This window comes from Actinomycetota bacterium, from assembly GCA_005888325.1.
In the GTDB taxonomy this organism is placed as follows: domain Bacteria; phylum Actinomycetota; class Acidimicrobiia; order Acidimicrobiales; family AC-14; genus AC-14.
On the sequence record VAWU01000049.1, the window covers coordinates 18,843 to 34,266 of the forward strand.

The window sequence follows — 15,424 nt, forward strand, 5'->3', positions numbered from 1 at the left end:
CGTGTGCTCGGCGAGCCAACCGGGTACCCGTCGCGAAGCAATCCACCCGGAAGGGAGAACGACGGTGGTAGAGAGCGTACGAGAGGTGATGACCCCGAACCCGACCGCTTTCCCTGCGACCGCCACGGTGGGCGAGGCCGCCAGGGCGATGCGCGACCTCGACATCGGCGACGTCATCGTGCTGGACAACGAGCAAATCTGCGGCATCGTCACCGATCGCGACATCGTGGTGCGCGCGGTCGCCGATGGACGCGAGCCAGCCGAAGTGAAGCTCGGCGACATTTGCAGTCATGAGATCACCACGTTGGCTCCGACGGACGAGATAGCGGAGGCCGCGATACGGATGCGCGAGCGTGCGATACGGCGTCTCCCCGTGGTCGAGCACGGCCGGCCGATCGGCGTGGTGTCGATCGGAGACCTGGCGGCAGAGCGCGATCCCGGTTCCGCGCTTGCCGATATCAGCGCCGCTCCGCCGAACAGTTGATGACGACCAGGCCGGACCCCGGAACCCGGCGGCGGTCGATATCGCCCGTCGAACCGCTCGAACCGCCGCTCCCGCGCCCCGGCGATCCGGTTCCGAGGCCTGAGGAACCGCTCTCACCCGCACCGACACCCGCCGATCCGCCGGCGCCTCAACCGAGCGCCCGCGTCCGCGTGCGCGGCATCGCGCGGCCGTAGCTCGGCGTGGGTCGAAGAGTGGAGCCGCGCCATCGGAGCCAGCGCTATCCCGGGATGTGTAACGCACGCTGCTGTCCGGTGGCGCAGCCGATGCCGAAGCCCAAATCGGGGCGCCCTTTGGGAACCGACGACTCCTCTTGACCTCTGCATGCGAGCGACCGCAGCCGTGCACGGTCGTGAGGCACCACGGGGTCGTCATCCGTCATGGCTGGATACGTTTCGGCGCCTGAGGGAAGGGTGGGACCATGCTCTTCTGCACACTCCTGGAATGGGACAGCGGCTTCGATTTCGATAGTCACGCGCGCTGAATCAGAAGGGCGGTGTGCACGACACGTTGCCGACCGGGTGTCTGAGTCGCATCGTCGGTCCGGTTGAGGCCGGCGCCCGCATCATCGAGGTGTGGCAGTCTAGCGGCGACGCCGTCCGATTCAGTGAGAACTATGGTCATCTCATCGCCGATTTCAAGGATCCGCCGCCGACACGCCTCTGCACATTTCGAGACGACTGAGTTCAAGTCCAGAAATGCCATGCGGTAAGCATCGCTCGTCCGCCTAGGGAAGCGAACAGTCAGTCCGCCAGCACAGAGACGTCGACCGCCGATGCTTCGCACACCGCCAGCAGCGCGGTCAAGCTGGCATAACCGTCCGCCACGAGCTGAGCATCGGTGCCCGGTTCGTACTGGGCATCGATGTCGGAGTAGCCAAGTTGCACATACCCCTCACCCACCTCCGTCACGTTGGTCTGCACGGCGCCGAAAGATGCAAGTCGGCCTCGGCGCAACCCCCGCAGCCGTTCGGGCGCGACGTTCGGCACGTTGAGGTTGAGCACGACCCCGGCGTCGGCCTCGAGCAACCAGGGCAGCACGCGGCCCGCAACCTCGACCGCGGTTGACCAGTACATCGGCTCGCCCACGTCGATCGACACCGCCATCGCTCGGCATCCGTGGGTCGAGGCGGTGAGGGCGGCGCCCACCGTCCCTGAGTGAAGAATGGCGCGACCCGCGTTCGGGCCGCGGTTGATACCGGAGAGCACGACATCCGGCCGGGGGCCGAAAGCACCCCGGCTGGCCGTGAGGGTGATGAAACCGGGCGTGGCCTGCGCCGCGTACGCCGGCACGCGGTCGAGGCCGGCGAGCTTCCGCTTCTCCACCAGGAACCGGCCACCCTGCTGGGCTGCGGTGAGGGAGGCGCTCGCACCACTCGAGTCCCACGCGGGTGCGGCCACGACCACATCGAGGCCAAAGCCCACGGCAACGCCGGCCAACGCGTGGATGCCGGGACTGTCGATCCCGTCATCGTTGGTGACCAGAACGCGCGTTGTTCGATGGCTGCGGGCCAACAATCCTCCTCAAGCGGTCCGATCACCACGTGTTCCATGAGGCGTTCGATGTCAGAGCGGATGCCGGTGGCCAAGCCGCGGCGGGTGGCGTTCAGCCCACCCGCGGCCGCGCCCAGCCGTACGGCAGAGTCCAGATCCTCGCCTCGAGCGAGGGCGGCCGCCACGCCCGCCGTCATCGAATCGCCCGCCCCGTGGGGATCCACCGCTTCGACCGACGGGCCCGCCACCGCGAAGAGCCGCCCACCGAGCAGAGCCAAGGCAGGGGCTGCCGCCCGGGAGACGATTACATGCTCCGCGCCGGCCTCGACCAGGTCCCGGGCGGCGTGCACGAGGCTCCGAAAGTCGTCCCGGTGTGCGGGGCCGTCGGCCAGCAGTTCCTCGTGACTCACCTTGAGCACGGTCACGCCGCCGGTCAAGGTCACATTCAACGTCTCGCCTGCCAGGTCGGCCACAACGGGCTTGCCGTTGGCCCTGACGTCAGACGCCAGGCGCCGATAGGTGTCGGCCGGCAGTAGTGTTCCCGCCCGTCCGCACAGCACACAGACATCGGCGTCGAGCGCCTCGACGAGTGCCATTCCGTAGAGGTCGTCGATCTCGTGTCGGGACAGACAAGCGGGAGCCATCTCCGCCAGCGCCACCCGCGCTTCGCCGCGTCGATCGTGGACGTAGGCCCCGTTCGAGCCCGCACTCGCGACCGCCGCGACGCGCACGTTCTCACGCTCAATCAGCGTGCGAACGACCCGTCCGGTTTCACCGCCGAAGGCGCCGCACAAGGTGACGCGCGTCTCCAGCACCGCGAGCAGGCGAGCGACCCAGAAGCCTTGTCCGCCCGCGTGTAGATGGATTTCGTCGCGGTTCTGGGTGGTCTGTTCGATGGTCACGGTGAGTAGGGGCGACGGCGCGAACACCACGACGCGGGCGGTGGGGGCGGCCACAGTTCGCTTTCCTACCCGGTGTCGGTCCCTGAAACGCCGGGTACATGCGCTTCGTGAGCCAAGACGGTCGCCAGGTGGTGGGAGAGGTGCGCACGGACGAGACGTTCATGACCGTGCTCGGCGAGGCGGTGGCGGCAGTCGAGTCGGTCGGCATTCCCTATGTACTCATGGGCGGTGTGGCATCGGCGGCCATCGGCCGCCTGCGCTGGACCCACGACATCGATCTGTTGGTGCGCCCCGATGACGCCCGGCCCGCGTTAAGTGCGCTCGCAGCGGCGGGATTCGACGTCGAGGAGACCGATGCACACTGGCTCTACAAGGGCTTCAAGCACGATGTCCTCGTGGACGTGATCTTCCGATCAGCCGGCGACATCTTTCTCGACGACGAGATGCTGGCCCGCTGCTCCCTCGTCGACCATGGCGGCCAGTCCATCCGCATCATCGCGCCCGAGGACCTCGTCGTCATCAAGGCGGTGGTAAGCGCAGAGCACGTCCCGCAGCGCTGGTATGACGCGCTCGGCGTGCTCGCGTCGTGTGAGATGGACTGGGAGTACCTGGCCGCACGGGCGCGGCGCTTCGGGCTGCGGCGCGTGCTCTCTTTGCTGCTGTTCGCCCAGTCGAATGATCTACCCGTCCCCGACAAACCCATCCGCATGCTGTACGAGACCCTCCATGTCGACTGAGGAACCCGCGACGCCGCACGCCGACGAGTACCGCACCGAGCATTTGCGCGATGCGCTCGCCCACGACCCCGCCACCGCCGAGCTCGACGTGAAGGTCACGTTGGCGGGCGGGCGCATCGTCCTCACCGGTCACGCCGCCACCGAGGCGCATCGCCAAGCCATCTCCGACATCGCACGTCGCGTCGCACCCGACCTCGACGTGGTCAACCAGATGGACCTTGCCGAGTTCGGTGATGGCGGGGACGCTGAGTCGCTGGCATGATCCGCGTGGCCGCGGTCGGCGACCTGCACATGGGCAAGGACGGGGCCGGCTTGCTGCGTCCACACCTCCGGGACCTCAGCGCCCATGCCGACATACTCCTCCTGGCGGGCGACTTGACTCGCTGCGGGGACCCCGAGGAGGCATCCGTGCTCGTGGACGAGCTCGGGGATGTGCGCGTTCCCATCGTCGCGGTGCTCGGTAACCACGATTACCACGCCGGCCGCGAAGACGACCTTCGGGGAGTGCTGACCGCGGCGGGCGTACAGGTCCTGGAGGGCGAGGCGGTGACGCTGTCCGTCGAGGGGACGACACTGGGTATCGCCGGCGTCAAGGGCTTCGGGGGCGGCTTCGCCGGTGCCTGCGGAAGCGACTTCGGCGAACGCGAGATGAAGATGTTCATCGGCCACACCCGCGAGGTGGCCACGCGTCTTGAGGCCGCGCTGAGGCGCGTCCAAGGCGCAGCCCGCATCGCGCTCTTGCATTACTCGCCGGTGGTCGAGACGCTCCAGGGAGAGCGGTTAGAGATCTATCCCTTCCTCGGAAGCTATCTGCTCGCGGAAGCGATCGACATCGCGGGTGCGGACCTCGTGCTCCACGGTCACGCGCACCACGGACACGAGAAGGGGATCACGCCCGGAGGTGTTCACGTGCGAAACGTCGCTCAGCCCGTCATCCAGCGGGCCTACCGCGTGTACTGCTTCGACAAGACCAACGCGACCTCCCTGTGAGATGCGATCGCGCGACGCTCGGGCCCGAAGAGCCGCGGTACATCGCCCGCGACGAGGGTTCGAACCAACCGGTGGAGGCCGATCGTCAGCTCGGCCTTGACGGAGCTCTCAAGCGCTTCCCGGCGCGGTCGAAGAGATCGAGCCGGCATGGCTCGGCCTTGGGCAGAAGCTCCTCGGCATGTCGACGACTCGGATCATTCCGCCCTTAGCGAGCGCTCGACACCGGGTAGCGAATCCCGGATCGTCGGCAAGGATCGCGGTGATGATCTGATCGAAGCGAATCGCGTCCTCGCGGTCGAGAACGTATGGCCGCTCCACAGTTCGCGCCGATCGGCGCCGGTCAGACCAAATATAGCCCCCAGCATCAGCGCGCTGACGTAGAGGGCGTCGGCCAACAGCACGAGCACTGCGTCGGTCCATACCCTCATCCGGCCACTTCGAAGCAGACTCCCTCGTCGCGCTCGGTAGTTGGATGTGACGACTTCCCGATGAGTCGCGCAACCGAACCGGGCGGAAACGAGAGCCTGCGCCTCACGTCGCATCTGACGAACCGTCAACTGGCCCAGCGCAGGGCCCGCACGCGCCACTGCCGCCCCCGGAGCGTGGTCTCGTCCTGCCCACCGCTCGGAGTCACGTCGTGGGATGCCACCAGCCGGTAAGCCCGTGGTCGGGCACCGCACCGACTTCCCGTGGCACGTGACCGGCGACGGCCCGAGGCGTGCGATCCGCCCGGGGCGCATTAGTCAAGGCCCGGTCGAGCACGTCGCGAACTGGAACGGGTTGGGATCGGAGCATGGGTCGGTGCCGTCCCCGCCTTGCTGCGAGTCGGAGCCCTTTAACCCGAAGGGTGTCGTTCCCAGTCGTGCCCAGGATGGCGTCGTTGCCCGGCCCGCGGACCAGGATGTCGTTACACCGTCACCGATGATCAGGTCGTTGCCGCCCAGGCCGCTGAGGGTGTCGTTGCCACTCTTGCCGCAGATGGTTTCGTCCAGGCAGCGAGAGACCGTGCCGCGGCCATAACGACCGGCAACAGCGGCCTGAGGACGTAAATGGTCGGAGGGGCGTCAGGGACTGAGCGGCGACCTAGCCTTCGACCCGTGTCCGGTCGGCAGCCAGACGGAGCCACACCGCCTTGCCCTCGGGTTGTGGTCGCACTCCCCATGCGTCGGCCAGGGCCGCCACGATATGAAGGCCCCGGCCCGAGTCATCTGCGGCCTCGCGGTCTCGGGGCTGGGGAATGAGGGGACTGGCGTCTGTAACCTCCACCCGGACCTCAGCCTGGCCGATCTCCAACGTGACCTCCAGCGGCGTGCGCGCGTGGCGGACGGCGTTGGTCACCAGTTCATCCACCAACAGGACCGCGTCGTCGCGCGCCTCTTTGCCGTTCCAATCCACGAGGGCCTGAGCGACGAAACGCCGAGCCGCCCGTGGGCTGGAGGTATCGGGCGTCAACTGCGTCCTGGCTCGCATCTCCGCCTCCCCGCGCAGTGGAAATTCGTTCCTACCCGGGACGGTCAAATCGACTCCCCGTACGACGAGAGAGTCACCGTCGCTCGCTGCGACCGAGGCGCCTGCCCTGGCTCGTTCCGGAACGGGCCAGGGCCCCCAAGAGAAGAGCCCGGCCCTGCGCGCCGTGCTTAGTCTTCGACTCGGATGAGCTCGCTGAGACCCGTGATCTCGAACACCTTGCGCGCCTGGTCTCTCGGCGCGCGGATGACGACCGTGCCCCCCTCGGGCGCCAAGCACTTTTGGGCACGGAGGATGGCGGCGATGCCCTGGGAGTCCATGAACTCGACGCCCGCCATGTCGACCACGACCTCGCGATGGCCCCGGTCGATGAGCAAGGCCAACGCCTCCCACAGCTTGGGGGCGGTGGCCAGGTCGATCTCGCCTGAGGCGACCACGACATGGTCGCCGTCGGTGCGAAAGCGGGCCGAGAGCCTGGGGTCGAGGCGCGCGAATTGCCCCGTGAGGCGCTCGGTTGACGGTTCGTGCATCCAACCCTCCTCCGGCCTGGGGACTGCAAGAGTGAGGAAAGTCCGACCACCGAGAGCGTGCTCGGCCGGGAAACCTTCCTGGGCTAGCTGCTCAACCGTCACCGATTGTGTACCCGGGGACGAAGAACTGCAAGGCCGCCTATGCCTCCGGCGCCCTCCGCGTCGGCCTGCGAGCCGCGCCGTCCACCAGCTTCTGGGCGACATCGTGCAGCTTCACGTGGCGGCGCTGGGACAGCGCCACGAGCGCCTCGAACGCGGCGTCAGCGTCGCCGCCCCGCTCGGCCAAGATGATCCCCTTGGCCTGTTCGATCACGGCCCGGGTGCGCATGGCCTCCTGGAGCTCGTCGGCGAGGTTCCGGGCGCTCCAGTAGAGATCGGCGTTGGCCAGCACCACCGAGGCCTGCTCGGCCAGCCCCCCCGTCCTCCTCGGAGAACCCACGCTCCTGACGCGAGTACAGGTTCAGCGCCCCGAAGGACCGTTCACCCACGAACAGGGGCAGCGACAGGGTGCTCCAGATGCCGTGCTCGCGGGCGGCACGGGCGAACTCGGGCCAACGCCGGTCGGCGCGGGTGGAACCGATGCGGCGTGGCTCTTGGAACCGATAGGCGTCCAGGCACGGCCCCGAGCCGCTCGCGTACTGGGCGGCGTCCGCACGTCCCGCAGCAGGGTCATGGCCGCCATGTCACAGCCCGAGATGGTCGTGCAGGTGAGGGCGGCGACTCGGCGGAGTCGCTCATCCAGGCTCTCCTGGTCGACCACCACCCGGTTGAGCGCCGCCAGGGCCGCGCCCAGCGCGTCGGTCTCGTCGGGGATGGCCATCGTTGGCCGCCTTCGGTTCGCGACGCCAGTCTCGTCCCCGGGACCGAAGGAGCTGTATGGCCGACTTGGCGCTCAACCTACTCGGCCAGGGGCACAGACCTGTACGGTGAGGGCACCGGCGCGAGCTGAGCCAACAGCGAGCGTCGCCAGCACGGGGCCTTGGGCGTGCACGCCGAGGGCCTCCTGCGCGCGTAAGCGACCTCGTTCGCCACGAGAGCGGTCGGCTTGAGAGCGTGGAAACCCCGCGTGCCTTCGCCGACAGCGGCGCGCTATCCCGCTTGTTCGGGGTCCTTCGACGCGGGGTAACGGAACCGGTATGGCCTTATGCGTCCAGAGCCGGCACGCTCGCACAACCCAGCGCGACAGCCAACGTCTGCCCGATGGCGATTTGGGATGAGAGTGCTGATCGCCAGGGACGGTTCCGAAATTGCAATTGACGCGGCGCGCCGCGCCCAGGATGTCCTCGCCCCGATGGAACAGATCAGCCTGCTGTGCGTCTATAGCGACGTGCCCGGCGATGACGCGGGCGGCTTCGAGGGGTCGGTCGAGACACCCGAGGAGATGGAGCGCGACTGGGCGCAGCTCCAAGCAGACGCCCACGCGGCATTGGGGCGCACAGCCGCCGTGCTCGCAGTGAAGGGTTCGATCGAGCGTCTCGTGGAAGTGGGGGACCCGGGCGCGACCATCTGTGCAGTGGCCGAGCGGGACGGGGCCGAGGTCATCGTGGTCGGATCGCACGGGCGAGGGCTGCTGGGGCGCATCGTTCACCTCGGCTCCGTTAGTGAGTACGTCCTGCGCCACGCGTCGTGCCCCGTCCTGGTGGTGCGGGCCGTGGAGCATTGATCATCGAGAAGCGGGGCCGTCGAGGGTCGCTTCTGGGGCAAGACCGCGCTTCACTTGGCCCTTCACCGACGCTGTCTCAGCGTGGGTTGTCCTCCTCCGAATAGGGAAGGCGGCGGTGGTGCCCTAACTCGGAGAAGCGTTCGGCATGAGCTTGCCGATGCGCAGCGCCGGTCTGAGCGCAGTGCCAGCTGGAGCTCCGTCCTCGGCGGGGAGCCTCCGCGAAGTTCGCGCTGACGTGCCACCTCCGCGTGGAAGGCGGGAAAGTCCGGATCCGAGATCTGGCGGATGCGGGTTCGTGGCCCCTGCATCGAGCAGCGAGGTCGACGAACTGCATGCGGGCTCTGAGGGCAGGTCGATAGCGGCGCACAATGCGCGTTACGCGCTCGAGTCGCTCCTCTTCGACCGGGCACGAGCTCGTGAACGGCATGGCCCCTGCATCGAGCAGCGAGGTCGACGAACTGCTTGAGCCCGTTCGGTCGTGGCCGCAACGCACCATGCTCGATTTCCACTCGGCGAAGGGGGACGCGTAGGGCAAAGGTCACGATGTTGCGCGCCGGCACGCTCGAGCGACCGCTCAGCCGTGCCGGTTCGGCAGCCGCAGGTCGACCATCAACGGCAGGTGGTCCGACGCGACGCGTGCTTGGATATCGTCGGCAACGCTGACGGCGACGACCTCGATCGCAGGGTCGACGAAGACGTGGTCGATGCGACCCAGGCCAAGGCCGCCCTGCCATGTAGTGCGCGGTCGGTGGCCGGGCTGCCCGAGCTGCACATCACGCAGGTGAGAAATGATGCGCCTGCAGACGGGGAACCAGCTCAAGGCGTTGAAGTCGCCGCACAGCACGGCCTGGCCCGCGCCAGTGGCGCCCAGCCAGTCGGGCCCGAGCAGCGCGTCCACCTGAACACGGCGTTCCGACGGGATGAGGCTCAGGTGGGTGTTGATCACCTGAACCCGGGTGGCGCCGGCTTCGATCTCCACCCACAGGGCGCCGCGAGGCTCAGCGCGCAGTGCGGCGAGCCGGGGGAGGGCACCGGCGCGCACGACTCGCATCGGCAGCCGACTCAGCACCGCGTCGCCGTACCGTTCCTCGCCGATCGAGAGCGCGGGGTGGAAGTGCAGGAGCATCTCGAGACGCTCGGCGATTGCCTGGGCCTGATCGACCCGCCCCGTGCGATGACGGGAGACGTCGAGCTCCTGGAGCGCGACGACGTCCGGCTCGCGTGCGGCGATAACCTGAGCGATGCGCTCGGGTGACAGCCTGCCATCGAGGCCGATGCAGCTGTGGACGTTGTAGGTCAGCAGACGCAATGTGCCCGGCAGACGGTTGCCGACCGACGGTGAACGTCGAGCTTCGGGCCCTCCACGCACGGTCCCGTCCAGGATGCCGAGCGCGCAACGGCGCAGATCCGCGGGCCGCAACGGCTCAGCGCCCACCGACGTCAGCGGAGTGTCCGGAGGGACCAGAGCGAACGCCGCCGTCTCCTCAGGGCCCGGCCCACCGTGCGACCCGTTCTCGTGCGGGAAGCTCACGAGCGGGGCGCCGAGCGACCAGCCCGAGATCACCAGATCGCCCGCATCAGGATGACGACAGAGCTCGACCAGCTCGCGGGAAGCGGTTGCCAGATACGGATGACCGTCGCCGAGGATGCGCGCGCCGTCTTTGGGAAGTGTCCAGCGGCCTCCCGCGGTCCAGGCGCGCGCCCGATCGCGTCCGTCTGGCGCCATGACCAACGGGATGTGCGCGTCCTCCCCCAGGGCGGCGGCGATGGTGTCGAGGTCTTCGTGCGCCAGTGGCATGAATGCGTACACGTGGCCCAACGGTCCCTGGGCGGTCACCGCAATCCGATTGCGCCTCCGGCCTTCGGCCGCGTCGCGGTCGCCCGCCGCCGGACTGAGGAGATGTCGCCCGTGGAGATGCAGACCGAGGCGGCGAAGCGTGCTCGGCCAACCCTCCACGGGGATGCCCTGGGCACGAAAGACGTCGACCACCGCGTCGCGGACCGGCCGGCCATGGCGCTCGATGTACGAGACGGTCGGCTCCTGACCGTGATCGGAGATGACCCAGATGTCGTAGGCGCGGCGTCCCGTGCGCCGGGCCGCAGTGATCATCCGATCCACGACATCATCGATGTCCCGCAACGCACGCCGAGCGAGCCCCGAGCCGGGTCCTCGCCGGTGGGCGCACTCGTCGTAACCGACGAGGTTGACGTACACCACCGGCAGCCCGCGGGCCACGTCCAAGACGGCGAAGAGCGCGATCAGCTCGCGCATGATGACCGCGACGGCGAGATGTGACGTGGCGAACTTCAGCTCGGCGACGACGTTCTGGCCACCGGCCATTCCGCTAAGAAAGTTGCCGGGCGTGCTCACTAAGTCGCGCAGCACCCTGGAGGCCGCCTGCAGGAGTTCCCTGCCGTACAGCGCTCCCAGTGCGGGCAGAACAAGCGGATAGCGCGTTCGGAACGGGTCGGTCCATTCGAGCGACGACATGCAGAAGCGAGCCTCGCGCGCGCCGCCTCGATACACGTTCGAGTACGAGCCACCACCTCCGAGCAGCGCGCGGTGGCGGACGAGACTTCGTTCCACCGCGGCGGCCACGTCGGGCTGCGACATGCGGACCGGCCGCTTGGCCCGACGGTCGAAGAACTGGTAGGCGGGAACTGCCAGCGGGACGCCGTAGAAGAGCTCCGCTTGCGCGACGGGTGTGGACGAGGGGATCCCGCAGTACACCGCGTGCAGGCGGTACCCCTCGCTCGCGACCAGGCTGGCGACAGTCGGCATGTCACCCGCATCGATCGCGTCGGTCACGGCCGGCCGGGAGAGCCCGTCGATCTGCACGACGATCAGCCCACGTCGGCTAAGGGTCTTCGCTCGATCCGGCGCATGCAAGAGCCGCGCGGTCCACTCGCTGCGGCGCAAACCTGGACGCGATCGCCACAGGTGTTGGGCGACGCGGCTACGCACCCGGTGAAGCTACCGCGCGCCGGCTCCGGATGCGCCGCGCCTGCGGCCGAGCGGGTCCACGACTTTGCGCGGGCGTGGGAGGAAACCGACCGGGACTTGCACGATCGCCATGAAGACCTCGGTCATCGCCACGACCGCGCCGCTGGGGGCGACGAACCACACTGATACGAAGCCGCTGACCTGTCCCGGCCGTGCGGCGACCTGTCGCTGCTGATCTCCCGCGGAGTCGGTCTCCGGATTTTGGCCCCGTACACCGGGGTATGCCCCCTGCGATGGCTGGAGCGATGTACGGCAATCTTCTCGCCTGGATGGCGGTGCTTGTCGTCGGCGTCACCCTCGCCGTCGTCGTGCTGTTCATGGAGCGGGCGCGTCGCTGACAGGAATGGAGGCCACTCGCGGGTCCGGCCGCCTAGCGATCGTCCCGCGGTGGTTGGAGGGGGGCGGGCAAGGGAAGCACTCCGCTACCCCCAAGGGCAACGGAGGTGACGGAATGTCAGCGTGGGATGACCTCACGTCGATGGAGTACACCGTGGCCAGCCTCGCGGTCGGGGGTTTCACCCATCGAGAGATTGGCGCGCACTTGGACCTCTCGCGCTTCGCGGTCAACGCTCACGTGCGTTCGGTGTACCGAAAACTGGGCGTGGCGTCCCGCCTCGAACTCACCGACGCCTGGACCGTCGAACTCGATCGGTCCGTCGGCGCGTCCTAAGGCGGCGTGGGCGGCCGTATCGGTGGTCCCTCGGAGTCGCACCATATTGAGCTGATCTTGGTCTCCCGAGCAGCCGTGACCCCCGTCGAAGCGCCGCGACTGGTCTAGCTGCTGAGCACCGCCTGACACCCATGCCACCTGGTCGGGCTAGCAGACCGACGCCGTGCGCGAAGCTGACCAGCGCCAGGCCGCCGAGATGCTGCGCCGCCTGCTCGATGCGGTGCACCGGGGCGAGCTGACCGCCGACACTCCGGCCGAGCGGCGCAACGTGCAGCGGCTGCCGGGGATGCTGGGCGCGCGAGGGTACAAGGACGCGATCGCGGCTCAAGTCTGAGGCGTGACCCTCGATGGCGGCGTGGGGGCCGCTCAGAGAGGGAGACTCCGGGCGACCCCATCGTCCTTGAGCGAGGAACCATGTCGGACGAGCCGAAGCCCGAGGCTGATGGGCTGGAGCAAGCGCAGCCTCTCGTCGATGACGAGGACGACCTCTCGACTACCGACGACCCCGAAGTGCCGGAGGCCGACCTCCTCGATCAGCGTCGGGCGGCCGCCTCCTCGTCCGACAACGCCGTCCGCACGAGCCCCGATCCCTAGGTGCCCGACGCCGACGCGGCCGAGCAGTGTCGAGCAGTCATCGACGACGAAGAGGCGTGCCCCGATTGACGCGGGACGAAGGGTTGATGATGGACGGCCAAGCTGGTTGCGTTCGTAGCGGCCCGCGTTGCACGAACCCGTGCCCGCGTTACGCCTCGTCGTCCTCCCAGGCGTGCGGCTGGCCGCGGCGCTCGCCCATGCGCACCACTCCCCAGCTCGAAGCAAGATCTGCCGCCGGCGCCGGATGGAGAAGCTCGGCCCCGATCGCCAGGCCATCCACCTCGACGTGGCCGCCTCCACCATCTACCGGGTGCTGCGTCGCCACGACCGGAACCGGCTCTCCCACCTCGACCGCCAGACCGCGACACCGATTCGCCGCCATGAGCGAGCTCGGCCCGGTGAACGGGTGCACGTCGACGTGAAGAAGCTCGGGCGCATCCCCGCCGGCGACGAATCTGAAGCCCGACGCGGCGGCGAGGTTCTGGCCAGGGCGCAGCCGCTCCGCCTATGTGAACACCCGGCACACGCCACCGATACCGTCGTTGGCAGCCCAGCAGCGCGCCCACGCGCACGGCTTGCAACCACCGCGTGTTTCCCGCCAACACGATGACTGCAGCGACCACGATTGCAGCGACGAGAAAAACGGCCAATGATCGGCCCGATCACGCTTCTTGTTCTTCGTTCGACGACCATCAGTGCCGCGCTTACGCCAACGGATGCTTCTGAATCGTCCAAGTGCGGACGCGGTCGGCTCGTCGTGCCGGGAGTGAATCGGACGTGAACCGGGGAGAGGTTTCGCCACCAAGAGCTAGGAGGCGAAATGGGCTCAATCCCGGGGGTGTTGGTGTGGGCGGTCGACAAGCCACCCGAGCCTCTTTCCACTCGCGCAACTTCTTGATCTACCTGAGCGCGCTCATCTGCTTCGTCCTCGCGGCGATGGGAGAAGGGTGGCGGTTCGGTGGCCGCACTCGAGCCGGCCTGGCGCCTCGGGTGGTGCTCGTTCCGCTTGGGCTCGCCCTCTACGTCTTGCCAACCGTCATCGCGTACGGACGCGGGTTCTAGCCACTTCGAAGGAGACGGACATGTACATCGGTCTCGGTACCCTGCTTCTCATCCTCCTCCTCCTCCTGTTGTTTTCCTGACGGCCCTTGGCTCACGCACCCCGGTAGCGCGGTAGACAACGGTGGACGCCGGGTAGGCACCTCAACCATGTTTCTCACCCGTCGTATTGCCCGCCCGATGCTGTCCGCCATGTTCATCGTCGGGGGACTGGATTCGCTCAGGAACCCGGAAGCCAAGGTTCCGAAAGCCGAGAAGGTAGCTCCCGCACTCGCCCGGCCCCTCGGGCTCCCCGAGGACAGCGCCACGCTCGTCAAGATCAACGGGGCAGTTCAGATCGGAGCCGGAGTGATGCTCGCCGTGGGCCGGTTCCCTCGGCTCGCCGCCACTGCGCTCGCGGCGTCACTCCTCCCGACCACGCTGGCGGGTCATCGCTTCTGGGAGGTGACGGATGAGCAGGCACGCGCCGCCCAGCGCATCCATTTCCTCAAGAACACAAGCATGCTGGGTGGGCTGATCCTGGCGGCGACCGACCTGGAGGGGAGACCCTCGCTGTCGTGGCGGGCTCGTCGGGCGGCCAAGAAGGCGAGCCACGTCCTCCCGACCTCTGGCTGACCGAACGAGCCAGCTGGCCCACGTAGGACGACGCGGACGACAACATGCGTGAGGAGTGGTCTCGCGCTCAGTTGCCGCGCATCGAGCGATCGAAGGCACACGGTGCAGCCACTACACGGCACGTCGGACGGACTGGTCACCACGGTGCGGCGCTCTAAGACCGACAAGACGCAGTCGGCCGCCGTCTGGGCGTCCCCTACGGCTCCCGTCAACACTGCTGCCCGTCTGCAAGCGGCTTGCATCGCCGCGAGAGCCTGATGTCCGCGGCCGTCTATGAACAGGTCGCCGACCCGATATCCGAACGCTGCTCCTCGGACACTGGTCGTAAAGGGCCAAGAGCCGGAGGTGCCCGCCTACTCTCTCCGCTTCGGACCGAGTACAGGAGCGGTCGCTTCGTGAACTGCCCCGATCGCGCTGCGGGCGGCTTGCTCTGAACGAGTCGCCCTCCAACACTGCTGTCGTCGTCAACGACGTTGACGACCGAACCCGCTAGCCCGATTGTCGTCCGACGACGACCGAAGACCTTATTGCTCAGCCCGCGGACGCACCCAGAGAGAGGGTTTGCTAGATACGGGCTCCTCTGCGGCCCGTGACCCGTCCGTGCGGTTGCAGCAGTCGGTAAACGATGAGGGCCACAATGGCGCCCAGGATGGAGCCGAGGAGTCCGGCGGCGGTGAAGTCGGCGATGGTGCGGTGGGTGAAGACCACCCCGAGCCAGCCTCCGATCAGCGACCCGACCAACCCGAGCACCAGCGTGCCCAGGAGTCCCATCGGATCACGACCCGGGACTACTAGACGTGCCACTGCGCCTGCGACGAGGCCGATGAGCAGCCAAGCGATCAAAGCCATGACGTGATGCCTCCATAAAGCGGTGTCGCAGAGCGTTCCCCACGCGCGCATCGCCCAACCGTGGCACGCGGAGAAGGCTTGGCGCCGGGCCAGTTGCGTTGCTCGCGAAAAGCGGCTCGCGGATTTGTGCGGCTACCGCCGCCGGCTGCCTCTCTGGCACGCAAGAACCGAAACTCGACCGCTCGCTTCGTTCGCAGGCGGTCGAACGGTTACGTGTAAGGCAGACTTGCCGGCGCGATGCGACCGGCTGTGCGGGCACATCGCCCACGGTGCGGACAACGTCCGGTCGGCCAGAGAACTACCGAGCGTCAGGCCGAGTGCAAGTCGTGATACTCCGGATGGTCGTGGA

17 protein-coding genes and 2 pseudogenes are annotated in these 15,424 nt (G+C 67.9%); 10 read left to right on the forward strand and 9 right to left on the reverse strand.

Going from position 1 to position 15,424, the window contains the following annotated elements; all coding sequences use genetic code 11:
- Window positions 1–64 precede the first annotated feature (64 nt).
- Complete coding sequence (locus E6G06_15415) at window positions 65–484, forward strand: CBS domain-containing protein (GenBank protein ID TML88797.1); 420 nt, start codon at window positions 65–67, stop codon at window positions 482–484.
- A 489-nt stretch (window positions 485–973) separates the two neighbouring features.
- Here E6G06_15415 and E6G06_15420 read toward each other — a convergent pair whose 3' ends face one another.
- From E6G06_15420 to E6G06_15430, 3 genes and pseudogenes are all read right to left on the reverse strand, one after another.
- The gene (locus tag E6G06_15420; GenBank protein TML88798.1) at window positions 974–1,207 is read right to left on the reverse strand and encodes a hypothetical protein; all 234 of its coding nucleotides are present in this window, start codon (window positions 1,205–1,207) and stop codon (window positions 974–976) included.
- 38 nt (window positions 1,208–1,245) lie between these two features.
- Window positions 1,246–2,016 carry a 5'/3'-nucleotidase SurE gene (locus tag E6G06_15425; GenBank protein ID TML88799.1) on the reverse strand — a complete coding sequence of 257 codons (771 nt, stop codon included), beginning with the start codon at window positions 2,014–2,016 and terminating at the stop codon, window positions 1,246–1,248.
- A gap of 14 nt (window positions 2,017–2,030) precedes the next feature.
- Window positions 2,031–2,927 (reverse strand): annotated as a pseudogene (locus tag E6G06_15430) (phosphofructokinase).
- 68 nt (window positions 2,928–2,995) lie between these two features.
- Here E6G06_15430 and E6G06_15435 point away from each other — a divergent pair.
- From E6G06_15435 to E6G06_15445, 3 genes are read left to right on the forward strand one after another with little or no spacing between them, the layout of a single operon-like run.
- Window positions 2,996–3,634, forward strand: a complete 639-nt coding sequence (locus E6G06_15435; GenBank protein TML88800.1) for a nucleotidyltransferase family protein — start codon at window positions 2,996–2,998, stop codon at window positions 3,632–3,634.
- A complete protein-coding gene (locus E6G06_15440; protein TML88801.1) occupies window positions 3,459–3,896 on the forward strand; it encodes a BON domain-containing protein in 438 nt (145 codons plus the stop codon). The genes E6G06_15435 and E6G06_15440 overlap by 176 nt, the downstream gene beginning before the upstream one ends.
- Window positions 3,893–4,624, forward strand: coding sequence for a metallophosphoesterase (locus E6G06_15445; GenBank protein TML88802.1), 732 nt, complete (start codon window positions 3,893–3,895; stop codon window positions 4,622–4,624). The genes E6G06_15440 and E6G06_15445 overlap by 4 nt, the downstream gene beginning before the upstream one ends.
- A 1,083-nt stretch (window positions 4,625–5,707) precedes the next feature.
- On the opposite strand, the gene E6G06_15450 is transcribed toward E6G06_15445, so the two are convergent.
- The 4 genes and pseudogenes from E6G06_15450 to E6G06_15465 form a co-directional block, all read right to left on the reverse strand.
- Complete coding sequence (locus tag E6G06_15450) at window positions 5,708–6,094, reverse strand: ATP-binding protein (protein ID TML88803.1); 387 nt, start codon at window positions 6,092–6,094, stop codon at window positions 5,708–5,710.
- 167 nt (window positions 6,095–6,261) lie between these two features.
- The gene (locus E6G06_15455) at window positions 6,262–6,621 is read right to left on the reverse strand and encodes an STAS domain-containing protein (protein TML88804.1); all 360 of its coding nucleotides are present in this window, start codon (window positions 6,619–6,621) and stop codon (window positions 6,262–6,264) included.
- A 139-nt stretch (window positions 6,622–6,760) separates the two neighbouring features.
- On the reverse strand, window positions 6,761–7,060 hold the full coding sequence (locus E6G06_15460) for an ANTAR domain-containing protein (GenBank protein TML88805.1): 300 nt from the start codon (window positions 7,058–7,060) through the stop codon (window positions 6,761–6,763).
- Window positions 6,882–7,283: pseudogene (locus E6G06_15465) on the reverse strand (GAF domain-containing protein). Before E6G06_15465 ends, E6G06_15460 begins: the two are co-directional and overlap by 179 nt.
- A 482-nt stretch (window positions 7,284–7,765) precedes the next feature.
- On the opposite strand from E6G06_15465, the gene E6G06_15470 reads away from it, so the two are divergent.
- Entirely contained in the window at window positions 7,766–8,284 is a 519-nt protein-coding gene (locus E6G06_15470; GenBank protein ID TML88806.1) for a universal stress protein, read from the forward strand.
- A gap of 574 nt (window positions 8,285–8,858) precedes the next feature.
- Here E6G06_15470 and E6G06_15475 read toward each other — a convergent pair.
- Window positions 8,859–11,249, reverse strand: a complete 2,391-nt coding sequence (locus E6G06_15475; GenBank protein TML88807.1) for an oxidoreductase — start codon at window positions 11,247–11,249, stop codon at window positions 8,859–8,861.
- Window positions 11,250–11,631: 382 nt separating this feature from the next.
- On the opposite strand from E6G06_15475, the gene E6G06_15480 reads away from it, so the two are divergent.
- The 5 genes from E6G06_15480 to E6G06_15500 all read left to right on the forward strand — a co-directional run bounded on the left by E6G06_15480 (window position 11,632) and on the right by E6G06_15500 (window position 14,226).
- Window positions 11,632–11,958 carry a helix-turn-helix transcriptional regulator gene (locus E6G06_15480; protein TML88808.1) on the forward strand — a complete coding sequence of 109 codons (327 nt, stop codon included), beginning with the start codon at window positions 11,632–11,634 and terminating at the stop codon, window positions 11,956–11,958.
- Between the two features lie 414 nt (window positions 11,959–12,372).
- A complete protein-coding gene (locus E6G06_15485; protein TML88809.1) occupies window positions 12,373–12,552 on the forward strand; it encodes a hypothetical protein in 180 nt (59 codons plus the stop codon).
- Window positions 12,553–12,724: 172 nt separating this feature from the next.
- Window positions 12,725–13,162, forward strand: a complete 438-nt coding sequence (locus E6G06_15490; GenBank protein ID TML88810.1) for a hypothetical protein — start codon at window positions 12,725–12,727, stop codon at window positions 13,160–13,162.
- Window positions 13,163–13,398: 236 nt separating this feature from the next.
- Complete coding sequence (locus tag E6G06_15495; protein TML88811.1) at window positions 13,399–13,614, forward strand: hypothetical protein; 216 nt, start codon at window positions 13,399–13,401, stop codon at window positions 13,612–13,614.
- 147 nt (window positions 13,615–13,761) lie between these two features.
- Window positions 13,762–14,226, forward strand: coding sequence for a DoxX family protein (locus E6G06_15500; GenBank protein TML88812.1), 465 nt, complete (start codon window positions 13,762–13,764; stop codon window positions 14,224–14,226).
- 564 nt (window positions 14,227–14,790) lie between these two features.
- Here E6G06_15500 and E6G06_15505 read toward each other — a convergent pair.
- A complete protein-coding gene (locus tag E6G06_15505; GenBank protein ID TML88813.1) occupies window positions 14,791–15,075 on the reverse strand; it encodes a GlsB/YeaQ/YmgE family stress response membrane protein in 285 nt (94 codons plus the stop codon).
- Window positions 15,076–15,424: the final 349 nt, after the last annotated feature.

Excerpts from the sequence above, each read along its gene's own strand:
- E6G06_15455 (TML88804.1), bottom strand. The coding sequence starts at position 6,621 with ATGCACGAACCGTCAACCGAGCGCCTCACGGGGCAATTCGCGCGCCTC.
- E6G06_15450 (TML88803.1), bottom strand. The coding sequence starts at position 6,094 with ATGCGAGCCAGGACGCAGTTGACGCCCGATACCTCCAGCCCACGGGCG.
- E6G06_15445 (TML88802.1), top strand. The coding sequence starts at position 3,893 with ATGATCCGCGTGGCCGCGGTCGGCGACCTGCACATGGGCAAGGACGGG.
- E6G06_15500 (TML88812.1), top strand. The coding sequence starts at position 13,762 with ATGTTTCTCACCCGTCGTATTGCCCGCCCGATGCTGTCCGCCATGTTC.
- E6G06_15485 (TML88809.1), top strand. The coding sequence starts at position 12,373 with ATGTCGGACGAGCCGAAGCCCGAGGCTGATGGGCTGGAGCAAGCGCAG.
- E6G06_15470 (TML88806.1), top strand. The coding sequence starts at position 7,766 with ATGCGTCCAGAGCCGGCACGCTCGCACAACCCAGCGCGACAGCCAACG.
- E6G06_15435 (TML88800.1), top strand. The coding sequence starts at position 2,996 with ATGCGCTTCGTGAGCCAAGACGGTCGCCAGGTGGTGGGAGAGGTGCGC.
- E6G06_15480 (TML88808.1), top strand. The coding sequence starts at position 11,632 with ATGGAGGCCACTCGCGGGTCCGGCCGCCTAGCGATCGTCCCGCGGTGG.
- E6G06_15420 (TML88798.1), bottom strand. The coding sequence starts at position 1,207 with ATGGCATTTCTGGACTTGAACTCAGTCGTCTCGAAATGTGCAGAGGCG.
- E6G06_15440 (TML88801.1), top strand. The coding sequence starts at position 3,459 with ATGACGCGCTCGGCGTGCTCGCGTCGTGTGAGATGGACTGGGAGTACC.
- E6G06_15505 (TML88813.1), bottom strand. The coding sequence starts at position 15,075 with ATGGCTTTGATCGCTTGGCTGCTCATCGGCCTCGTCGCAGGCGCAGTG.